Here is a 20,721-nt window from a genome sequence, read left to right as displayed (position 1 = left end):
CCCAGAGGTGAACATGAACGCGAGAGCACGACAAAAGTCAGAATAGGCGGCAGGATGGGAACAGTGACGCGGGTACTTGCAGTCGCCAATCAAAAGGGTGGAGTCGCCAAGACGACGACGGTTGCGTCGTTGGGTGCGGCGATGGCCGAACAGGGCAAGAAGGTGTTGCTCGTCGACCTCGATCCGCAAGGGTCGCTGACCTTCTCGCTCGGCCATGATCCGGACAAACTGCCGGTCTCGGTGCACGAGGTGCTGCTCGGCGACGTCGAACCGGACGTCGCGCTGGTGCAGACCCAGGAGGGCATGACGTTGCTGCCCGCCAACATCGACCTGGCCGGGGCCGAGGCGATGCTGTTGATGCGGGCGGGGCGCGAACACGCGCTCAAACGTGCGCTCGACAAGGTCAGCGCCGATTTCGACGTCGTGATCATCGACTGTCCGCCGTCGCTGGGGGTGCTGACGCTCAACGGGTTGACCGCGGCCGACGAGGTGGTGGTTCCGCTGCAGTGCGAGACGCTCGCCCACCGCGGCGTCGGCCAGTTCCTGCGCACCGTGTCGGACGTGCAGGCCATCACCAACCCGAACCTCACGCTGCTGGGTGCGCTGCCGACGCTGTACGACTCGCGCACCACGCACAGCCGCGACGTGCTGTTCGACGTCGTCGACCGCTACAACCTGCCGGTGCTCTCGCCGCCGATCCCGCGCACCGTCCGGTTCGCCGAGGCCAGCGCGTCAGGTGCTTCGGTGCTGACCGGGCGCAAGAACAAGGGTGCGATGGCCTACCGCGAGTTCGCCGCCGCGCTGATGAAGCACTGGAAGACCGGCAAGCCGCTGCAGACGTACACGCCGGACGTTTAGGCGAGAGCCACCAGCTCGTCGCCCCTCTGCTCCAGCACCACCGTGCCGGCCACTGCCGGCACCACCGGGCCGTCGACGGGCGGGCGCTGCACCGGGATGTGCCTCTCGCCCTTCCCGGTGTCGGGATCGAATACGTCATAGCCCGTGGTGACCGGCACCAGCAGCTTGCCCGCCATCACCGTGGCCGGGCCTATCGGGGCGTTCGCGCCCGCCGCCGCGACCGTGTACTTGTAGCGAAGATCGTTGGCGGAGAACACCATCAGCGCGTCGCCCGTCCACCAGGTGATCACCTCGCCCGCCCGCGACATCGTCGCGTCGTCGGACGGCGGCACGTCGACGATCGTCGTGTCGACCGTCGCGCCGGTGTCGTCGATCAGGTCCAGGCGCGGCTTCGGCGTCGGAACATAGAGCGCGGTGTAGGTGTCGGTGACCGCGACGACGCGGGCTCCGGTGCCGTCGGCGACGCCCTTCTGCTGGACGTACTTCGTCTCCGGGACGTCCTCCTCGTCGGACGGCCGCAGCAGCGTCAGGCGCAGATCCTGGCGCTCGCAGGCCTCCAGCACCGCCACCGACCCCGAACTCGCGCCCGCGGAGACGAAGCGGCACAACGGTGTCGCGGGGACACCGGGCTTGATCGGGGCGTCGAGTGCCCCATAGCTGAGCATGCGCACCATGTCCGACCGCCACATCTCCAGCCGGGTGTCCCCGGCGGAGAGCACGGTGCTGCCGTCGCCGGACAGGGTCACGTGGCGGTCGGCGTAGCTCGTGCGGGCCGGACCGCGCTGGCCCGTCTTCGCGTCCACCGTGCTGACCTGCCCGCAGCCCCGGGAGTCCGGATACACCGCGACCGCGTAGTTGTAGACCCAGGTGACCCCGCACAACTCGAGATCGCGGGCGTAGGTCCACACCACGTCGCCGGTGCCGGGGTCGCGGCCCTCCATCGTGCGGTCGTCCCCGGTGACCACCGCGCCGGCGACCACCAGCGGCTGGGTGGTTTTACCGCTGCGCGCCGACCACTGCTCGGTCAACGAATCGGGTACGGCGACAGCCGGTTTCAGCGCGGGCACCGGCTCTGCGGCGGGTCGGCTGATGGTGGCCCTGGCATCGCTGGTCCACCACACCACGGCGGCGACCACCGCCACGATGACGGCGATCGCTGCCGCGGCGATGAGGTCCGCCCGAGTGCGGCGTTCGGGTTTGACCAATGCAGTCGGTCAGTTGGTGCCTGCGGCCGTACCGGCAGCCGTCCCCGCAGTCGAGCCCTTGCTGGGACGACGCCGGCGACGCCGGCGGGCGGGACGGGGCGCGCCGTCGCCGGCGTCGCTGTCCGAATCCGGTGCGGCGGACGCTTCCGGCTGCTCCGGGGTGCCCTCGGGGTGCCCGCTGACAGGCTTGCCGCCGCGCGTGCGGCGACGGTTGCGGTCGCGGGCCGGCTTCTCGGCCCGCGGTTCGCGCGGTTCACGCGGTTCACGCGGTTCACGCTTGGGCTTGTCTGCCTGCTTCGCCTTGCCGATCGAGCCGCCGGCATCGGCGGGGATGTTGAGTTCCTCGTAGAGGTGCGGCGAGTTCGAGTACGTCTCGGCGGGGTCGGGGGTGTCCAGACCCAGCGCCTTGTCGATCATCGTCCAGCGGGGGAGCTCGTCCCAGTCGACCAGGGTGACGGCGATGCCGGTCTTGCCCGCGCGGCCGGTGCGGCCGATGCGGTGCACGTAGGCCTGCTCGTCCTCGGGGATCTGGAAGTTGATCACGTGGGTGATGTCGTCGATGTCGATGCCGCGGGCGGCGACGTCGGTGGCGACCAGCACGTCGACCTCGCCCGTGCGGAACGACTTCAGCGCCTTCTCACGCGCGCCCTGCCCGAGGTCACCGTGCACGGCGCCGACCTTGAAGCCGCGCTCGGCCAGCTCGTCGGCGACCTTCTGCGCGGTCCGCTTGGTGCGGGTGAAGATCATCGTCGCGCCGCGGCCCTCGGCCTGCAGGATGCGGGCGACCATCTCGACCTTGTCGAGCGCGTGCGCACGGTAGGCGAACTGCTCGGTGCTGTCGTGGGTGGCCGACGAATGCGGCGCCTCGGCGCGGATGTGCGTCGGCTGGGTCATGAACGTGCGGGCCAGGGTGATGATCGGGTCCGGCATGGTGGCCGAGAACAGCATGGCCTGGCGCTTGGCCGGGATCTGCTTGAGGATGCGCTCGATGTCGGGCAGGAAGCCCAGGTCGAGCATCTCGTCGGCCTCGTCGAGGACCAGCACGCTGAGCCCGCCGAGCTGCAGGTGGCCCTGCTGGGCCAGGTCGAGCAGGCGGCCGGGGGTGCCCACGACCACGTCGACGCCCTTCTGCAGCGCCTCGATCTGCGGCTCGTAGGGGCGTCCGCCGTAGATCGCGGTCACGGTCAGCTTGCGGGATTCGTCGGCCTTCAGGTACTTGGAGGCGCCGACGAGGTCTTCGTAGACCTGGATGCACAGCTCACGGGTCGGGACGACGACGAGCGCGCGCGGGATGCCGGTCAGCGGCCGCTCCGGGTCGGAGGTGATGCGGTGCAGCAGCGGGACGCCGAAGGCGAAGGTCTTGCCCATGCCGGTGCGGGCCTGACCGATCAGGTCATCGCCGGCCAGCGCCAGCGGAAGCGTCAGTTCCTGGATCGCGAAGGCGTGTTCGATGCCGTTCTCGGCGAGGGCGCGGACGATCTCGTCGCGCACTCCGAGCTGGGCGAATGTGGGGTTCGGGTGCGTTGTCACTGGAGTCATGCTCGGTTGACGAAGCCTTTCACTGTTTCCTCATGCGTGTCCACGCGCGCACGAGTTGTGAAGAGAACTTCGCGGGCCCTGCGCTGAGGAGGCGGGCCACCGCGTGCACGCACATTACCTAGGTGTCTGCGGCGAATTTGCCGGCGTGACCTGGTTCGATCCGTCGGCACGAACGCCGACACCACGACCATGGTAGCCGGTCGACTGCTCAGAAGCCGCATCGCCGGTGCCGGAGTCTAAGGTTGGGGCATGAATTCGACGCCGTCTGCGGCCGCTGCCTCCGCCCCGACGGGTAGCCCGGGGGACGAGCCGGGCCACGCTGACGCGGGACCGATTTCACTCGATCATGCCGGCATCAACGAGCTGTTCGCGCTGCTCGCCTACGGTGAGGTGGCCGCGTTCTACCGGCTCACCGAAGAGGCCAGGATGGCGCCGAACCTCAGCGGCCGGATCAACATGGCCAGCATGGCCGCCGCCGAGATGCGGCACTACGAAGTGCTGCGCGACGCGCTGGAACGGCGTGGCGTCGACGTCGTTCCGGCGATGACCCGGTACGCGCCGGCGCTGGAGAACTATCACCGGCTGACCACCCCGAGCACCTGGCTGGAAGCGCTCGTCAAGACCTACATCGGGGACGCGCTGGCCGCCGATTTCTACCTGCAGATCGCCGACGTGATGCCTCCCGAGGCCGCCGAGGTGGTCCGGTCGGTGCTGTCGGAGACCGGGCACTCGCAGTTCGTCGTCGCCGAGGTGCAGTCGGCGGTCACTGCCAGCGATCGGCAACGGCACCGGCTGGCGCTGTGGTCGCGGCGGCTGCTCGGCGAGGCGATCACCCAGGCCCAATTCGTGATGGCCGACCACGACGAGCTCGTCGACCTGGTGATGGCCGGCGGCGGGCTGTCGCAGATGTCGGAATTCTTCGACACGCTGCAGAACACCCACAACCGCCGGATGGCCGAACTCGGCCTGGCCTGACCGCTACCGCGTGCAGTTGGTGATGATCGAGTTGCTGTTCTGCACGGACAGCAGCGAGCCGTTGGCGTCCAGGATCGCGCAGTTGAGCTGACCGGACACGCTGGTCGCGGTCACCGAGCTCAGGGTCACCCCGGGATCCAGCACGATCGTCTTGGTCCACGGAAGCGCGACGTTCACGTCGGTCTGCAGCGCTCCCTGGGCATCGGTGTAGATCACGGTGACCAGGTCGAGCAGCGCCCGGTTGCCGGTGATCCGGTAGGTCACGGTGCCCGCGGGCGGGGCCGGCGGCGGTGCGGCCTGCGGGGCGGGCAGCACGGGCGCGGGAGCTTCCGGAACCGGCGCCGGCGCCTCGGCGGACGGGGTCACGGTCGTGACGGTCTCGGCAGGCAACGACGGGGCAGGCGCCGCGACACGCGGGGCGGGGGCCGCGGACGGTTCCGGCGCACTGGAGGTCGGCAGCGGGGACGCCACCGTCGCCGACACCGAACCGCTGTCGCCGCCGCCGAGGATCATGCTCGCGGTGATCACCGCGACGAACAGGATCGCGCCGGCCACCCCGGCGATCCACATCCAGCGGCGGTCGATGCGGGCCTCGTCGAGGTAGTCGTCGTAGTTCTCGACGTCGTCATAGTCGGCCGCGTAGTCGTCCCCGGGGTAGGGCGGCAGCGCGTCGGTGTCCAGATCGCCGTAGCGGTCCAGTTCGTCGACATCACTGCCACGGCCGCCGTATCGGCTGCCTCGGCGGCCACTGTCGCGGCTGCTGCGGATGCGCTCCGTCGGCGTCAGCGAGTACGGGGATTGCGCGGTATAAGGCCTGTTCATGAAGCTTCCCAGTCATCCTTTATCCGGTTTCGCGCCCGATGCTACTGAGGCAGAAGTGACGGATGAGGCTGACGCGCGCCCTGGGCGGTCACGGTCGGGACTCGGTTCGATCGCCCCGCTGTTATGCCGCCTCCGGCCGGCCGTGCGGACAGCCGATGTTCGCCCTGGGCGAGGGTGGGGTGGCGGCTCCGCCGTGCCGGGCCGACGTCCACTAGCCTCCTTGGAGTAGACGAGCACTCGAACAGAAGGGTCCCCACCGTGGAGGTCAAGATCGGTGTCACCGACAGCCCGCGCGAGCTGGTTTTCGCCAGCGCCCAGACGCCGGCTGAGGTGGAGAAGTTGGTCGCCGATGCACTCAGCGGTGAGCCGGCCGTGCTGAGTCTCACCGACGAGAAGGGCCGCAGGTATCTGGTGCAGTCGGCCCGCATCGCCTACGTCGAGATCGGTGCCGCCGACTCCCGCCGCGTCGGATTCGGCGTCGTCGGCTCTGAAGCCACCCGCTGAGTCAACCGAACGCGCATTCCGCGTGGCGCGTCGCAGGAGGCGCCGCGCGGAATGCTCTTTCGGGGGTTAGGACCGCGTCAGCGGGACGTGTGACAGCCCGCCCCAGATGAACTGCACGGTGCCCTCGACGGCGTCGTCCTTGTCGATCGGGCGGTCGTTGTTGAGCCAGTAGCGCGCCGAGTCGACGCTGATGCTCACCAGCCCGACCGCGATCATCCGGGCTCGGTGGGGCTCGAGGCCGGAATCGTGGCTGATCAGGTCGAACACCGCGTCGGTGCAGGACTCGGTGGCGACCTTGACCTGGGCGGCGACCTGCGGTTCCGTGACGTAGTCGTTCTCGAAGATCAGCCGGTAGCCCTGGCTGTCGTGGTCGATGAAGTCGAAGAACGCCTGCACCGCGGCGCGCACCCGCTGACGGTTGTCGGTGGTGGTGCGCAGCGCCTGCCGGACGCCGGAGACCAGGTTGTCGACGTGCCGCTGCAGCACCGCCAGATAGAGCTCCACCTTCGACGAGAAGTGTTGGTAGAGAACGGGCTTGCTCACCCCGGCGCGCTCGGCGATTTCGTCCATTCCCGCTGCGTGGTAACCGCGGTCGACGAACACCTCGCTGGCCGCGGCCAGTAGTTGACCCCGGCGCTCATCGCGCGGCAGACGGTTGCCACGCCGGGCAACGGTCGGAGTGCCGGTGCCGTTTGCCGGCTGGCCCCCTCGCCGCGGCGCCGTCTTGGCGAGTTCGCTCATCAGAACCTCGACATCTACAGCCGGCGCGACCGTCGGCTTCGTTACGTTGCGACTGACACTACTACCGTCTGCGCGGCGTGCGCGTCAGGGCGCACACAGCAACGCCGCGAGCCGCGAAAGCGGCACTTGGGCACGTACTTCGGTGGCGCGCCGGACCAGCAACGGCGCTGACCTGTGTCATCCTGTTTCGGTGACCTACGACTCCCGCACGCCAGGGGGCGAAATGGGTCCAGAGCGTCATGGGGGCGGTCGCGTGCCGGTGCTGCGCGACGAGTGGCGCGAGCCGCTGCGCGCCCAGCGCGATCCCCTGGCCGAACAGCCGGGCCGGGTCCGGTCGAACCGTGACGAGCACAAGCGCTGGCGCAAACAGACCTGGATCGGCCGGTTCGTCTCCACCTACGGCTGGCGGGCCTATGCGCTGCCGTTCCTGGTGGTCCTGACCGTGGTCGTGATCTATCAGACCATCACCGGAACCAGTGCGCCGCAGGCCCTCGAGGAGGAGGGGCCGGTGCAGGGGCCGCCCACGATCGGCGTGCCGAGCACCTCCATCATCGGCGCCCCGCCGAAGGGGCTGACCGAGTTCGACGCGAATCTGCCCACCGGAATCCTGCCGCAGGGTGGCCCGTTCACCGAGGCCGGCGCCCGCACGTGGCACATCGTGCCCGGCGCGCTGCCCCAGGTCGGCCAGGGCACCACGAAGGTGTTCACCTACACCGTCGAGGTCGAGGACGGGGTGGACACCACCAGCTTCGGCGGCGACGAGGGCTTCGCCCGCATGGTCGGCGAAACGCTGGCAAATCCGAAGAGCTGGACGCACAACCCGCAGTTCGCGTTCACCCGCGTCGACGCCGCCTCCGGGGTGGAGCCCGACTTCCGGGTCTCGCTGACCTCGCCGATGACGATCCGCGACGGCTGCGGCTACGACATCCAGCTCGAGGCGTCCTGCTACAACCCCGCCTTCGACGGCCAGCCGCGGGTGTTCATCAACGAGGCGCGCTGGGTGCGCGGCGCGGTGCCGTTCCAGGGCGACATCGGGTCCTACCGGCAGTACGTGATCAACCATGAGGTCGGTCACGCGATCGGCTACCAGCGGCACGAGCAGTGCGCCGAGAACGGTGCGCTGGCGCCGATCATGATGCAGCAGACGTTCTCGACGAACAACAACGACGCGGCCCGCTTCGACCCGGGCACGGTCACCCCGGACAACCTGACCTGCCGCTTCAACCCCTGGCCGTACCCGATCGCCTGATCAGCGGCGGGTCGGCCACCTCGCGTCGCACCGCGAGCGCACGGGAAGCTACGGGCCCTCGTTGCTGTTGAATTCCGTACCTGCTGAGATGGTCATACAGCCAACCAAGGAGATAGTCGGTGTCGACACCGTTGCCGCCGCTGGTAGAGCCAGCGGCTGAACTCACCCGCGAAGAGGTCGCGCGCTACAGCCGCCACCTCATCATTCCCGATCTCGGTCTGGACGGGCAGAAACGCCTGAAGAACGCGCGCGTCCTCGTCATCGGCGCGGGCGGGCTCGGCTCGCCGACCCTGCTCTACCTGGCCGCCGCGGGTGTCGGCACGATCGGCATCGTCGAGTTCGACGTCGTCGACGAATCCAATCTGCAGCGCCAGATCATTCACGGCCAGTCCGACATCGGCAGGTCCAAGGCACAGAGCGCCAGGGATTCCGTCCTCGAGGTCAATCCGCTGGTCACCGTGAACCTGCACGAGTTCCGGCTCGAACCGGACAACGCCGTCGACCTGTTCAGCCAGTACGACCTGATCCTGGACGGCACCGACAACTTCGCCACGCGCTACCTCGTCAACGACGCGGCCGTGCTGGCGGGCAAGCCGTACGTGTGGGGTTCGATCTTCCGCTTCGAAGGCCAGGTGTCGATCTTCTGGGAGGACGCCCCGAACGGGCTGGGCCTGAACTACCGCGACCTCTACCCGGAGCCGCCGCCACCGGGGATGGTGCCGTCGTGCGCCGAGGGTGGCGTGCTCGGCATCCTGTGCGCGTCGATCGCGTCGGTGATGGGCACCGAGGCGATCAAGCTCATCACCGGCATCGGCGACCCGCTGCTCGGCCGGCTGATGGTGTACGACGCCCTCGACATGAGCTACCGGACCATCAAGATCCGAAAGGACCCGTCGACGCCGAAGATCACCGAGCTGATCGACTACGAGGCGTTCTGCGGTGTGGTTTCCGACGCCGCCGCCGAGGCCGCGGCCGAATCCACCATCACGCCGCGCGAGCTGCGCGAGATGATGGACTCCGGTAAACCGTTGGCGCTGATCGACGTCCGGGAACCCGTCGAGTGGGACATCAACCACATCGAAGGCGCGGAGCTGATCCCGAAGGGTGCCTTCGAATCCGGCGCCGCGCTGTCGAAGCTGAAGACCGACCGCACCCCGGTGTTCTACTGCAAGACCGGCATCCGCTCGGCCGAGGTCCTGGCCATCGTGAAGAACGCCGGATTCTCCGACGCGCTGCACGTGCAGGGCGGCATCGTGGCCTGGGGCAAACAACTCGAACCCGACATGGTGATGTACTAACGCGGGGTTCGCGGTCGCGGCGCTTAGGCTGTGGCGGTGACTGCAGAGCGCCCGCCACAGCATGTACTCGCAGCGTTTGGGCTGTCCGGCGTGCAACCCGCGCCGTTGGGCTCGAACTGGGAGGGTGGCTGGCGCTGCGGCGAAGTGGTGCTGTCGATGGTTGCCGACCACGCCCGCGCCGCCTGGTCGGCGAAGGTCCGCGAGACGTTGTTCGTCGACGGTGTGCGCCTGGCCCGGCCGGTGCGCTCCACCGACGGCCGGTACGTCGTCGCCGGCTGGCGCGCCGACACCTACGTGGCGGGCACCCCGGAACCCCGCCATGACGAGGTCGTCTCGGCGGCGGTACGCCTGCACGAGGCGATGGCCAAACTGGAGCGTCCGCGGTTCCTGACCCAACCGCCGATCGCGCCGTGGGGTGACGTCGACGTGTTCATCGCCGCCGACCGGGCGGCCTGGGAGGAACGGCCGCTGCACGCGCTGCCGCCGGGCGCCCGCGTCGGTCCGGGTGCGGCCGACGGCCAGAAGTCGATCGAGCTGATCAACCAGCTCGCCACACTGCGCCGGCCGACCAAGAGCCCCAGCCAGCTCGTGCACGGGGACCTCTACGGCACAGTGCTTTTCGCGGGCACCGCGGCGCCGGGCATCACCGACATCACCCCGTACTGGCGTCCGCCGGCGTGGGCGGCCGGTGTCGTGGTGGTGGACGCGCTGTCCTGGGGTGAGGCCGACGACGCGCTGATCGAACGCTGGTCGGCGCTGCCGGAGTGGCCGCAGATGCTGTTGCGGGCGTTGATCTTCCGGCTGGCGGTGCACGCACTGCATCCGCGGTCGACGGCCGCGGCGTTCCCGGGTCTGTCGCGAACGGCGTCGCTGGTCCGGTTGGCGCTCTGACGCGGCGGGTTTTCGCGGGGGTTTCGCCGAACTGAGGTTCCCGGCTGTTGTTTGCGCCAGATCCACGACCATGACGCCAGGCTCGGCGCGTCAGAAGGTGTGCCGATACTCCCGCAGCGGAACCCGGCCGTCCACGGCCAACACGGCTTCGGCGCGCAGCCGTTCGAGTTGACGGGTCGCCAGGTGCGGCGCGGGACGGCCCGACGCCGGGATGACCCGGTGCCACGGCAGATCCGCGGAGTCCGTGCGCATGATCCACGCGACGATGCGGGGGCTGGAAAGCCCTGCGGCGGCGGCAATGTCACCGTATGTCGCGACGCGCCCCGACGGGATCGCCGCGACCAGCGCGCGTACCGTCTCGACCTGTTCCTCGGTGATCGCGGCCATGTCAGCCGAGATGGTCGCGAATCACCGCTGCGGTCTCGGCGGGCCGGGCCAGCGGCACCATGTGGTCGCAATCCCATTCCAGCAGCGTGAAATCGTCGCCGAGGCCCGCGTCGAGCGCGGCGATCAGGTCGTCGCCGGCGTACGGCGGATCGGTATGGGTGGCCCGCACCAACGTCGTGCGGGTGCCGTCGCGAGGCATGACCGCGGGACGGGTCAGCTCACTCCAGTAGCACAGCATCGCGGGGATGCTGATGCGCCAGCCCACCCGGCCGCCAGGGTAGTCGACGAGGTGTTCGTTGAGCTCGCGGTCGAGTTCGGCCTCGGCGACTTCGCCCCACGAGCCGTGCACCTTCTCGTTGCGGGCCTCCTCGCGGTCGGTGTAGTCCGGCGAGCTGTACATGTCCTCGGCCACCTCACGCATCCAGCGTCCGTCCAGACCGACCGCAGGATCGAGCAGTACCAGTCCGGCGACCAGATCCGGCCGTGCCGCAGCGAGGTTCAGCGCGATCGCGCCGCCGAACGAATGTCCCGCCACCACCACCGGGCCGCCGCCCTCGGCATCGAGGAGGGCGCCCAGCGCTGCCACGTTCGCATCGATCGTCCACGGCGCATCCCATGACGACCGGCCGTGCCCGAGCAGGTCCGGCGCCAGCGCCGCGACGTCGGGCAGGTGGTCGGTGAACAGCGTCTCCCACCGCGTGCCGTGTCCGGTCAGCCCGTGGATCGCCAGCACGCGGGCGGGCCCGGGCGGGCCGAAGCGGTAGGTGCACAACACGTCGGTCACCAGGCCGATGCTGCCAGGCCCGCTGCGCGGAGGCCAGGTGAGGGGCACTTGTCGTACCCCCGTGATGTCATGCGTGCATGTCCGCGCCCCACACCGAACTGACGCCCGATGCCCTCGGCCGACGGGACATGCGGGGCACCGTTCGCGTGCTGGGCGGGCCGGGCACCGGCAAGAGCAGCCTGCTCGTCGACACCGCGGTCGCCCAGATCGCGGCGGGCCGTGATCCGGAATCGGTTCTGCTGCTGACGGGTTCATCGCGGCTGAGCGCGCGGACGCGGGCGTCGATCACGTCGGCGCTGCTGGGCGCCGGGGGACGGGAGGCGGTCCGTGAGCCGCTGGTGCGGACCGTGCACTCCTACGCGTTCGCGGTGCTGCGGCTGGCCGCGCAGCGCAACGGCAGCCCGCCGCCGCGGCTGATCACCAGCGCCGAGCAGGACGGCATCATCCGTGAGCTGCTCGCCGGTGATGTCGAGGACGGCGACGCGTCCCCGGTGCGGTGGCCGGAGCGGCTGCGTCCGGCGTTGACCACCGTCGGGTTCGCCACCGAACTGCGTGACCTGATGGCGCGGTGCAGTGAGCGCGGTATCGATCCGGTTGCGCTGCAACGCATCGGACGTCAGGCCGGTCGCCCGGAATGGCAGGCCGCGGGCCGTTTCGCCCAGGCTTACGAGCAGATCATGCTGCTGCGTTCGGCGGTGGGCATGGCGGCGCCGCAGGCGACGGTGCCCGCTCTCGGTGCCGCCGAGCTCGTCGGCGCCGCGCTGGAGGCCTTCGCGATGGACGCCGAGCTGCTGGCCGCCGAACGTGCGCGGGTACAACTGCTGCTCGTCGACGACGCCCAGCACCTGGATCCGCAGGCCGCGCGGCTGGTGCAGGTGCTCGCGGCGGGTGCGGAGCTGACGGTGATCGCCGGCGATCCCCAGCAGACGGTGTTCGGGTACCGCGGCGCCGATCCGGCGCTGCTGCGCGGAGAGGGTGCCGCGCTGACGCTGACCCGGTCGCGCCGGTGTGTGGCACCGGTGGCCGACGCGATCGCCGCAGTCGCGCGGAGGCTGCCCGGGCCCGACGCCGGGCGCGAGTACACCGGGTGCGACGGACCGGGTTCGGTCGCCGTGCGTATCGCGGCGTCGCCGCACGCCGAGGCCACGCTGATCGCCGACGCGCTGCGGCGCGCTCACCTCGTCGACGGGGTGCCGTGGGCACAGATGGCGGTGATCGTGCGGTCCGTCCCGCGGATGGGGGACTCGTTGGGGCGGGCGTTGACCGCGGCAGGGGTGCCCGTTGATGAGCCGCACACCGATGTGCCGCTGACGAATCAGCCGGCGGTCCGCGCGCTGCTGACGGTGCTGGAGGCCACCGACGATCGCCTCGACGGGGAACGCGCGCTGGCGTTGGTGACGGGCCCGATCGGGCGCGTCGATCCGGTGTCGTTACGTCAGCTGCGCCGGTCGCTGCGGCGCGCAACCCCCGACAGCGACAGCAGCTTCGGCGAGCTGCTGGTCGACGCGCTGCGACGCGACGCCGCGCCACTGCCCGACGAGCAGGCCCGCGCGTTGCGCCGCGTCCGCGCCGTGCTGACCGCTGCCCGGCGCAGCGCCCAGGAGGGCTGCGATCCGCGGCACACGCTGTGGCAGGCGTGGAACCGTTCAGGGCTGCAGAAGCGCTGGCTGGCCGCGGCCGAACGAGGCGGGCCCGCCGCCGCGCAGGCCGACCGCGACCTCGACGCGGTCACGGCGCTGTTCGACGTCGCCGAGCAGTACGTCGACCGCACCGCGGGCGCGTCCTTGCGCGGCCTGGTCGACCACATCACCGGATTGTCGCTACCACCGACCCGCGGCGACGAGCGCGACGGTGACGGGGTCGCGCTGGTCAGCGCGCACTCCGCGCTGGGCCGCGAATGGGAGTTCGTGGTCCTCGCGGGCCTGCAGGAAGGGCTGTGGCCCAACGTCTCTCCGCGCGGCGGGGTGCTGGCCACCCAGCATCTGGTCGACGTCATCGACGGGGTGGCCGCCGACGGGCAGCGGCTGTCCAGTCGCGCACCGCTGCTGGCCGAAGAGCGCAGGCTGCTGATCGCCGCGATGGGCCGGGCCCGCAGCCGGTTGCTCGTCACCGCGGTCGACAGCGACTCCGGCGACGACGCGATGCTGCCGTCGTCGTTCTGCACCGAGCTCACCGTGGTGGCCACCGAACCCGTCCCGGAGCCGGCGCTGCCGATCCGCGCGCCCCGCGTGCTCGCGCCCGCGGCGCTGGTCGGCCGGCTGCGGTCGGTGGTGTGCGCCGCACCCGACGCCGTCACCGACGGTGAGAGGGCCTGTGCCGCGGCACAGTTGGCGAGGCTCGCCGAGGCCGGCGTGCACGGTGCCGATCCGGCGTCCTGGTACGGGGCGCGTGAACTGTCCACGCAGGAGCCGCTGTGGGACGGCGACGACCATGTGGTCACGTTGTCGCCGTCGACGCTGCAGATGCTGTCGGACTGCCCGCTGCGCTGGCTGCTGGAACGCCACGGTGGTGCGCGGGGCCGCGATGTCCGCTCCACGCTGGGGTCGCTGGTGCACGCGCTGGTGTCGGAGTCGGCGAAGCCGGAGTCCGTGCTGCTCAACGAGCTTGAAAAGGTCTGGGACAAGCTGCCGTTCGACGCTCGGTGGCACTCCGACAACGAGCTGTCCCGGCATCTGGAGATGCTGGAGACCTTCCTGCGGTGGCGCACCGACAGCCGGGCACAGCTCACCGAGGTCGGCACCGAGATCGACGTCGACGGGCTGGTCGGTGATGCGGACGGTGACGGGCCCGCGGTGCGGATCCGGGGCCGGCTGGACCGGCTGGAGCGCGACAGCGAAGGCCGCCTCGTCGTCGTCGACATCAAAACCGGGAAGAGCCCGGTCACCAAGGGCGACGCCCAGGAGCACGCCCAGCTGGCGTTGTACCAGCTGGCGGTGGCCGCGGGCCTCGTCGCCGACGGTGACCAGCCCGGTGGGGGACGGTTGGTCTATCTCGGCAAGACCACCGGCGGAGCCGCGACCGAACGCCACCAAGACCCGATGACCGCACAGGGCCAGGAACACTGGCAGACCGAGATCCATCAGGCCGCGGCCGCGACGCAGGGCCCCGACTTCGTCGCCCGGGTCAACGACGGGTGCGCCCACTGCCCGGTACGGGCGATGTGCCCGGCGCAGGACACCAGGAGCGACACATGAGCACACCGCGCTACAGCCCAGCCGAACTGTCCAGGGCATTGGGACTTTTCGAGCCGACCGACGAACAGGCCGCCGTGATCGCCGCGCCGCCCGGGCCGCTCGTCGTCATCGCCGGTGCCGGGGCGGGCAAGACCGAGACGATGGCCGCGCGGGTGGTGTGGCTGGTCGCCAACGGATACGCGACACCGGGGGAGGTGCTGGGGCTGACGTTCACCCGCAAGGCCGCCGGCCAGCTGCTTCGCCGCGTGCGCTCCCGGCTGGCTCGGCTGGCCGGGGCCGGCCTGACCATCCCGGGCACGGACTTCGCCGACGACCCGGTCACCATCGGCACCTACCACGCGTTCGCGGGGAACCTGCTGCGCGAGTTCGGGCTGATGTTGCCGGTGGAGCCCGACACCCGGCTGCTCGGCGAAACCGAACTGTGGCAGTTGGCGTTCCGCGTGGTCTGCGAGCACCCGGATGCCCTCGATACCGACAAGTCGCCGGCGTCGATCACCGCGATGGTGCTGCGGCTGGCCGGTCAGCTCTCCGAACACCTCGTCGACACCGCGCAGTTGCGCGACACCCACGTCGAGCTTGACCGGCTCGTGCACCATCTGCCCGCAGGCCGATACCAGCGCGACAAGGGCCCGAGTCAGTGGCTGCTGCGGATGCTGGGCACCCAGACCGAACGCACCATGCTGGTGCCGCTGATCGACGCGCTGCACCGCCGGATGCGTGAGGAACGCGTGATGGACTTCGGGATGCAGATGGCCTCGGCCGCGCGGCTGGCCTCCACCCATCCGGAGGTGGGGGAGCAACTGCGGCAACGCTATCGGGTGGTGCTGCTCGACGAATACCAGGACACCGGGCACGCGCAGCGGGTCGCGTTGTCGTCGCTGTTCGGTGGCGGCGCCGACGACGGTTTGGCCTTGACCGCGGTGGGCGACCCGATCCAGTCGATCTACGGTTGGCGGGGTGCGTCGGCGACCAATCTGCCGCGCTTCACCACGGACTTCCCGCTCTCCGACGGCAGCCCGGCGCCGACGCTGGAGCTGCGGACCAGCTGGCGCAATCCGCCGGAGGTGCTGCACCTGGCCAACGAGGTGTCCCTGGATGCGCGCCACCGGTCGGTGGCGGTGCGCGCCCTGCAGCCCCGTCCGGGTGCCGAGCCCGGCACGGTGCGCGCGGCGCTGCTGTCCGACGTCGAGGCCGAACGCGACTGGGTCGCCGACCGGCTCGCCGCGCAGTGGCACGGCGAGGTCTCGGCGTCGGGCGCCCCACCCACGGCGGCAGTGCTGGTGCGCCGCAACGCCGATGCCGCGCCGATGGCCGATGCGCTGACCCGGCGCGGGGTGCCGGTCGAGGTGGTCGGGCTGGCCGGTCTGCTCGCGGTGCCCGAGGTCGCCGATGTGGTGGCGATGCTGCGGCTGTGCGCCGACCCGACTGCCGGTGCGGCGGCGGTGCGGGTGCTGACCGGGCCGCGGTGGCGCCTCGGGGCGCGCGACATCGCGGCGCTGTGGCGGCGCGCGGTGACGCTCGTCGGCACCGGCGCACCGAAGCCTGACTCGGCGGCGGCGACCGACGAGATCGTCGCGCAGCTCGACCCCGACGCCGACGGCGCATGCCTGGCGGACGCGATCTGCGACCCCGGTCCCGCCGACGCGTACTCCGCGGCCGGTCACGCCCGCATCGTCGCGCTCGCCCGCGAGCTGACCACGCTGCGGTCACACCTCGACAGCCCGCTTCCCGACCTGGTGGCCGAGGTGCGCCGGACCCTCGGTGTGGACGCCGAAGTCCGCGCCGCGCAACCGGTCTCGGCGGGTTGGTCGGGCACTGAACATCTCGACGCATTCGGCGACGTGGTCGCCGACTTCGCGGCGCGCGGAAATCTGACGGTCTCAGCGTTGCTGGCCTATCTGGACATCGCCGAGGAGGTGGAGAACGGATTGGCGCCCGCCGAGGTCGCGGTGTCGTCCGAGCGGGTGCAGATTTTGACCGTGCACGCCGCCAAAGGTCTGGAATGGCAGATCGTCGCGGTACCGCACCTGTCCGGGCGGGTGTTCCCGTCGACCGCGTCGCCGCGTACCTGGCTCACCGACGCCGCCGATCTGCCGCCGCTGCTGCGCGGGGACTGCGCGACGGTGTCCGATCACGGCGTCCCGGTGCTCGACACCTCCGATGTCAGTGATCGGAAGGGGTTGTCGGACAAGATCAACGACCACAAGCGCAACCTGGATCAGCGTCGCACCGACGAGGAACGCAGGCTGCTGTATGTGGCGATCACCCGGGCCGAGCACATGCTGCTGGTGTCGGGTCATCACTGGGGCGCCACCGAATCCAAGCCGCGCGGACCGTCGACGTTCCTGACCGAGCTCAAGGACGTCATCGACCGCTCGGTCGAGGCGGGACAGCCGTGCGGCGCCGTCGACGTGTGGGCGGACGCTCCCGCCGACGGTTCCCCGAACCCGCTGCGGGACCGTGTCGTCGAAGCCGTGTGGCCGGTCGACCCGGCAGGGACCCGCCGGAGCGACGTCGACCACGGGGCTTCCCTGGTGACCACAATGGCCAAGAGTGATCCGCAGGGCCTGCCCGATGTGCACGGCTGGGCCGCCGACGTGGATGCCTTGCTGGCCGAACGGGAATCGGCCGCGCGCCCGCCGGTCCCGGCGCTGCCCGCGCAGCTGTCGGTCAGCGCGATGGTCGAGCTGGGCCGCGACCCGGAGGCGGTGGCGCAGCGGCTGCAACGGCGGCTGCCGCGCCGGCCCGACTCGCAGGCGTTGCTGGGCACGGCGTTTCACGAATGGGTGCAGCGATACTTCCAGGCCGAGAAGCTGTTCGACCTCGACGATCTGCCCGGCGCCGTCGATGCCGACCGGCAGGACCGGGGGGAGTTGGAGGAACTGCAGGCGGCCTTCGCGGTGTCACCGTGGGCGGCGCGTACCCCGGTGGACGTGGAAGTGCCGTTCGACATGATGCTCGCCGGCCGGGTGGTGCGTGGCCGCATCGATGCGGTGTTCGCCGCCGACGACGGAGCCGTCACGATTGTGGACTGGAAGACGGGCGAGATGCCGTCAGACCCAGAAGAGCTGCAGCGCAACGCTCTTCAGTTGGCGGTGTACCGGCTGGCGTGGGCGCGGCTGCACGGCTGCCCGCTGTCGGCGGTACGGGCCGCGTTCCACTACGTGCGGTCGGGTCGCACACTGATGCCTGACACACTGCCCGACGAGGACGAACTGGTCGCGCTGCTGACCGATGCGGGCGAGGAGGAGGTCGCCTGACGGAACCGCTCAGCTCTCCTTGTAGATCTTCCAGGCCCGCGTGATCATCGGGATCTGCAGCGGCAGCCGGGCGATCGCCCCGATCCGCATCGGCAGCGACTTGCTGGGGTCCTGGAACCACAGCCGCACCATGTTCACGTTGCCGGGGAACACACCGAGGAACAGCGCGATCGCCGACAACGCGCCCACCCTGCGGGTCTGCGGTGCGAGCAGCAGCCCCCCGACGCCGATCTCGGCGACCCCGGAGGCGTAGGTGTAGAAGCGGGCGGTGCCCGGAAGTTCCTCCGGAACGATGGAGTCGAACGGCTTCGGGGCCGCGAAATGCAGGACCCCCATCCCGACCAGCCAGGCACCCATCTTGGCGCCGCGCGAGGAAGTGGTAATCCGCTGCAGCGCGGATGAGGAGGAGGACATGATTACATTGTGCGGGTGCGGCTGCCTCACTCCCTGATCGGCCCTCATGGCTAAGGGACGCCTCCGCCGGCGGGTGCGCCGGTTCGATCAGTCGTTGGCCGATCTCCCGGTCCACGCGCTCACCGACCGGGTGGTGATCCCCACCGAGATGGTCAGCCCGGCGCGGCGCATCACGGTCCGCGTCATCTATGCGCTGGGCGCGCTGTTCGCCGCGGTGCTGATCGTCTACCTCGACCGCGACGGATATCGCGACGTCCAGGACAACGAGCTGTCGTTCCTGGACTGCCTGTACTACGCGACGGTGTCGCTGTCGACGACCGGATACGGAGACATCACCCCGGTGACGCCGTCCGCGCGGCTGATCAACGTCCTGGTGATCACCCCGCTACGGGTGGCGTTCCTGATCGTGCTGATCGGCACGACCGTCGAAACCCTCACCACGCAATCGCGTCAGGTCTACCAAATCCAGCGATGGAGGAGCAGGTTGCGCAACCACATCATCATCGTCGGATACGGCACCAAGGGCCGGACGGCGGCCGCGGCGATGGTCGGCGACGAGATCGCCCCTGGGGACATCGTCGTCGTCGACGAGGACAGTGCCGCGCTGGAGCGCGCCAAGAGTGCGGGCCTGGTGACGGTGCGCGGGACCGCCACCGACTCCGAGGTGCTGCGGCTGGCGGGCGCTCAGCACGCCAAGACCATCATCGTCGCGGCCAACCGTGACGACACCGCGGTGCTGGTCACGCTCACCGCCCGCGAGCTCGCGCCGAACGCGAAGATCATCGCCGCGGTGCGCGAGAGCGACAACGAACACCTGCTCAAGCAGTCCGGCGCGGATTCCACCGTGGTCACCTCTGAGACGGCCGGCCGGCTGCTCGGCATCGCCGTCCAGACCCCCAGCGTCGTGGAGATGATGGAGGACCTGCTGACACCGGACCGCGGTTTCGCGATCTCCGAGCGCGAGGTCACTCCGAAGGAGGCCGGCGGATCGCCGCGCCACCAGAGCGACATCGTGTTGGGCGTGGTGCGCGGCAGCAAGCTGTTCCGGGTCGACGAACCCGATGTCGACGCGCTGGAGTTGGGCGACCGGTTGTTGTACATCCGTTCCGCGGACGAGGACCGATGAGCGCTTGCGCGAAGAGGAGAAGGTCGCGATGAGCGCTTGCGCGAAGAGGAGAAGGTCGCGATGAGCGCTTGCGCGAAGAGCAGAAGGACCCGATGAGCGCTTGCGCGAAGAGCAGAAGGACCCGATGAGCGATCACGCCACCAACCCGGTCAACAGCCCGGGTTTCCGGCTCCGCAACGTGCCGTTGTTGTCGCGCGTCGGCGCCGACCGCGCCGACACGCTGCGCACCGACATCGACGCCGCCGTGGCCGGCTGGGCCGACGCGGTGCTGCTGCGCGTGGACCGGCGCAACCAGGTGCTCATCTCCGGCGGCCGGGCGGTGCTCAACCGCGCCTCCGATGCCGGTGCCACCCCGCCCGAGGACGCCGTGTTTCTCGGCAGACTCGACGACGGCAGGCACGTGTGGGCGCTGCGGTCGGAGCTGGAACCGCCGGAGGATTCCGACGCCCCGGTGGAGGTGCTCGACCTGCGCCGCACCGGTGACGTGTTCGACGACGTCAGCGCCCAGCTCGTCGCGACCGCGACCGCGCTGCTGAACTGGCATGACAGCGCGCGGTTCAGCCCGGTCGACGGCACCCCGACCAAGGTGATCAAAAGCGGTTGGGCGCGGATCAATCCGGTCACCGGCCACGAGGAGTTCCCGCGTATCGACCCGGCGGTGATCTGCCTGGTGCACGACGGCCACGACCGCGCGGTGCTCGCGCGCCAGACCGTGTGGCCGCCGCGGCTGTTCTCGATCCTGGCGGGGTTCGTCGAGGCGGGGGAGTCGTTCGAGTCGTGCGTGGTGCGTGAGATCGCCGAGGAGGTCGGGCTCACGGTCACCGATGTGCAGTATCTCGGCTCGCAGCCGTGGCCGTTCCCGCGTTCGCTGATGGTCGGTTTCCACGCGGTCGGAGACCCCGAGCAGCCGTTCTCGTTCAACGACGGTGAGATCGCCGAGGCGCAGTGGTTCACCCGCGCCGAGATCCGCGAGGCCCTCGATCAGGGTGACTGGGGTTCGGGCGGCACGTCGCGGCTGTTGCTGCCCGGTTCGATCTCGATCGCGCGCGAGATCATCGAATCCTGGGCCGCACAGGACTGATCCCCCCGCGAGCAGACACAGACTCCGGCGTGTCGCCCGCGTGTCGCGAGAGTTTGTGTCTGCTCGCGGGAGAAACGCTAGGCGGCGAGCTTGGCCTTGACCTGCTGGATGGTCGGGTTGGTCAGCGTCGAGCCGTCGGCGAACTTGACCGTCGGCACCACGTGGTTGCCGCCGTTGACCGAGCCGACGAATTCCGCGGCGGCCGGGTCGGCCTCGATGTCGACCTCGGTCCAGGTGATCCCCGCGGACTTCAGCGCGATCTTGAGGCGCGAGCAGTAGCCACACCACGTCGTCGTGTACATGGTCAATGCGGCGTCGTCAGTGCTCATAACTGCATCAACGTAGTCGACGGCCCGGACATGCCCGCCCGAGGCCCGCGGTTGTCGGGCCGCG

At 70.2% G+C, this 20,721-nt stretch carries 18 protein-coding genes; 10 read left to right on the top strand and 8 right to left on the bottom strand.

Going from position 1 to position 20,721, the window contains the following annotated elements:
* Nucleotides 1–54 precede the first annotated feature (54 nt).
* A complete protein-coding gene (locus tag BST38_RS09705; RefSeq protein ID WP_181792010.1) occupies nucleotides 55–858 on the top strand; it encodes a ParA family protein in 804 nt (267 codons plus the stop codon).
* On the opposite strand, the gene BST38_RS09700 is transcribed toward BST38_RS09705, so the two are convergent.
* Complete coding sequence (locus BST38_RS09700) at nucleotides 855–2,063, bottom strand: Rv3212 family protein (RefSeq protein ID WP_083143075.1); 1,209 nt, start codon at nucleotides 2,061–2,063, stop codon at nucleotides 855–857. The genes BST38_RS09705 and BST38_RS09700 overlap by 4 nt on opposite strands.
* 9 nt (nucleotides 2,064–2,072) lie before the next feature.
* Complete coding sequence (locus BST38_RS09695) at nucleotides 2,073–3,602, bottom strand: DEAD/DEAH box helicase (RefSeq protein ID WP_083143074.1); 1,530 nt, start codon at nucleotides 3,600–3,602, stop codon at nucleotides 2,073–2,075.
* 249 nt (nucleotides 3,603–3,851) lie between these two features.
* On the opposite strand from BST38_RS09695, the gene BST38_RS09690 reads away from it, so the two are divergent.
* Entirely contained in the window at nucleotides 3,852–4,577 is a 726-nt protein-coding gene (locus BST38_RS09690; RefSeq protein WP_083143073.1) for a ferritin-like fold-containing protein, read from the top strand.
* Between the two features lie 3 nt (nucleotides 4,578–4,580).
* Here the strand turns inward: BST38_RS09690 and BST38_RS09685 are convergent, their stop codons facing one another.
* The gene (locus tag BST38_RS09685; RefSeq protein WP_083143072.1) at nucleotides 4,581–5,399 is read right to left on the bottom strand and encodes a hypothetical protein; all 819 of its coding nucleotides are present in this window, start codon (nucleotides 5,397–5,399) and stop codon (nucleotides 4,581–4,583) included.
* A 258-nt stretch (nucleotides 5,400–5,657) separates the two neighbouring features.
* Between BST38_RS09685 and BST38_RS09680 the strand changes: the two genes are divergently transcribed.
* Nucleotides 5,658–5,903, top strand: a complete 246-nt coding sequence (locus tag BST38_RS09680) for a DUF3107 domain-containing protein (protein ID WP_083143071.1) — start codon at nucleotides 5,658–5,660, stop codon at nucleotides 5,901–5,903.
* 66 nt (nucleotides 5,904–5,969) lie between these two features.
* On the opposite strand, the gene fasR is transcribed toward BST38_RS09680, so the two are convergent.
* A complete protein-coding gene (fasR, locus tag BST38_RS09675) occupies nucleotides 5,970–6,644 on the bottom strand; it encodes an HTH-type transcriptional activator FasR (protein WP_083143070.1) in 675 nt (224 codons plus the stop codon).
* 223 nt (nucleotides 6,645–6,867) lie between these two features.
* On the opposite strand from fasR, the gene BST38_RS09670 reads away from it, so the two are divergent.
* From BST38_RS09670 to BST38_RS09660, 3 genes are all read left to right on the top strand, one after another.
* Complete coding sequence (locus BST38_RS09670; RefSeq protein WP_083143069.1) at nucleotides 6,868–7,893, top strand: DUF3152 domain-containing protein; 1,026 nt, start codon at nucleotides 6,868–6,870, stop codon at nucleotides 7,891–7,893.
* A 119-nt stretch (nucleotides 7,894–8,012) separates the two neighbouring features.
* Nucleotides 8,013–9,191: an adenylyltransferase/sulfurtransferase MoeZ gene (gene moeZ / locus BST38_RS09665; RefSeq protein WP_083143068.1), complete on the top strand. Its 1,179-nt coding sequence runs from the start codon at nucleotides 8,013–8,015 to the stop codon at nucleotides 9,189–9,191.
* A 36-nt stretch (nucleotides 9,192–9,227) separates the two neighbouring features.
* Nucleotides 9,228–10,082, top strand: coding sequence for a TIGR02569 family protein (locus BST38_RS09660; RefSeq protein ID WP_083143200.1), 855 nt, complete (start codon nucleotides 9,228–9,230; stop codon nucleotides 10,080–10,082).
* Between the two features lie 90 nt (nucleotides 10,083–10,172).
* Here BST38_RS09660 and BST38_RS09655 read toward each other — a convergent pair whose 3' ends face one another.
* Complete coding sequence (locus BST38_RS09655) at nucleotides 10,173–10,469, bottom strand: MGMT family protein (RefSeq protein ID WP_083143067.1); 297 nt, start codon at nucleotides 10,467–10,469, stop codon at nucleotides 10,173–10,175.
* A 1-nt stretch (nucleotide 10,470) separates the two neighbouring features.
* Nucleotides 10,471–11,253, bottom strand: a complete 783-nt coding sequence (locus BST38_RS09650) for an alpha/beta fold hydrolase (protein ID WP_083143066.1) — start codon at nucleotides 11,251–11,253, stop codon at nucleotides 10,471–10,473.
* A gap of 77 nt (nucleotides 11,254–11,330) precedes the next feature.
* Between BST38_RS09650 and BST38_RS09645 the strand changes: the two genes are divergently transcribed.
* Nucleotides 11,331–14,447: an ATP-dependent helicase gene (locus BST38_RS09645; RefSeq protein WP_083143065.1), complete on the top strand. Its 3,117-nt coding sequence runs from the start codon at nucleotides 11,331–11,333 to the stop codon at nucleotides 14,445–14,447.
* Nucleotides 14,444–17,707 carry an ATP-dependent helicase gene (locus BST38_RS09640; RefSeq protein WP_083143064.1) on the top strand — a complete coding sequence of 1,088 codons (3,264 nt, stop codon included), beginning with the start codon at nucleotides 14,444–14,446 and terminating at the stop codon, nucleotides 17,705–17,707. The genes BST38_RS09645 and BST38_RS09640 overlap by 4 nt, the downstream gene beginning before the upstream one ends.
* Nucleotides 17,708–17,716: 9 nt before the next feature.
* Here the strand turns inward: BST38_RS09640 and BST38_RS09635 are convergent, their stop codons facing one another.
* Nucleotides 17,717–18,121, bottom strand: a complete 405-nt coding sequence (locus BST38_RS09635; RefSeq protein ID WP_110781708.1) for a DoxX family protein — start codon at nucleotides 18,119–18,121, stop codon at nucleotides 17,717–17,719.
* A 46-nt stretch (nucleotides 18,122–18,167) separates the two neighbouring features.
* Here BST38_RS09635 and BST38_RS09630 point away from each other — a divergent pair, with 46 nt between their 5' ends.
* Both BST38_RS09630 and nudC read left to right on the top strand, forming a co-directional pair.
* Nucleotides 18,168–19,247: a potassium channel family protein gene (locus BST38_RS09630; protein WP_083143062.1), complete on the top strand. Its 1,080-nt coding sequence runs from the start codon at nucleotides 18,168–18,170 to the stop codon at nucleotides 19,245–19,247.
* A gap of 124 nt (nucleotides 19,248–19,371) precedes the next feature.
* Nucleotides 19,372–20,328 (top strand): NAD(+) diphosphatase, encoded by a 957-nt coding sequence (gene nudC / locus BST38_RS09625; protein WP_083143061.1) that lies wholly within the window; start codon nucleotides 19,372–19,374, stop codon nucleotides 20,326–20,328.
* 77 nt (nucleotides 20,329–20,405) lie between these two features.
* Here nudC and mrx1 read toward each other — a convergent pair whose 3' ends face one another.
* Nucleotides 20,406–20,657, bottom strand: a complete 252-nt coding sequence (gene mrx1 / locus BST38_RS09620) for a mycoredoxin Mrx1 (protein WP_083143060.1) — start codon at nucleotides 20,655–20,657, stop codon at nucleotides 20,406–20,408.
* Nucleotides 20,658–20,721 lie beyond the last annotated feature (64 nt).

The organism is Mycolicibacterium parafortuitum, from assembly GCF_002086815.1.
Lineage (GTDB): Bacteria > Actinomycetota > Actinomycetes > Mycobacteriales > Mycobacteriaceae > Mycobacterium > Mycobacterium parafortuitum.
Note: the sequence above shows the minus strand (reverse complement) of the source record. Positions and strands in the feature narration are given on the sequence as shown.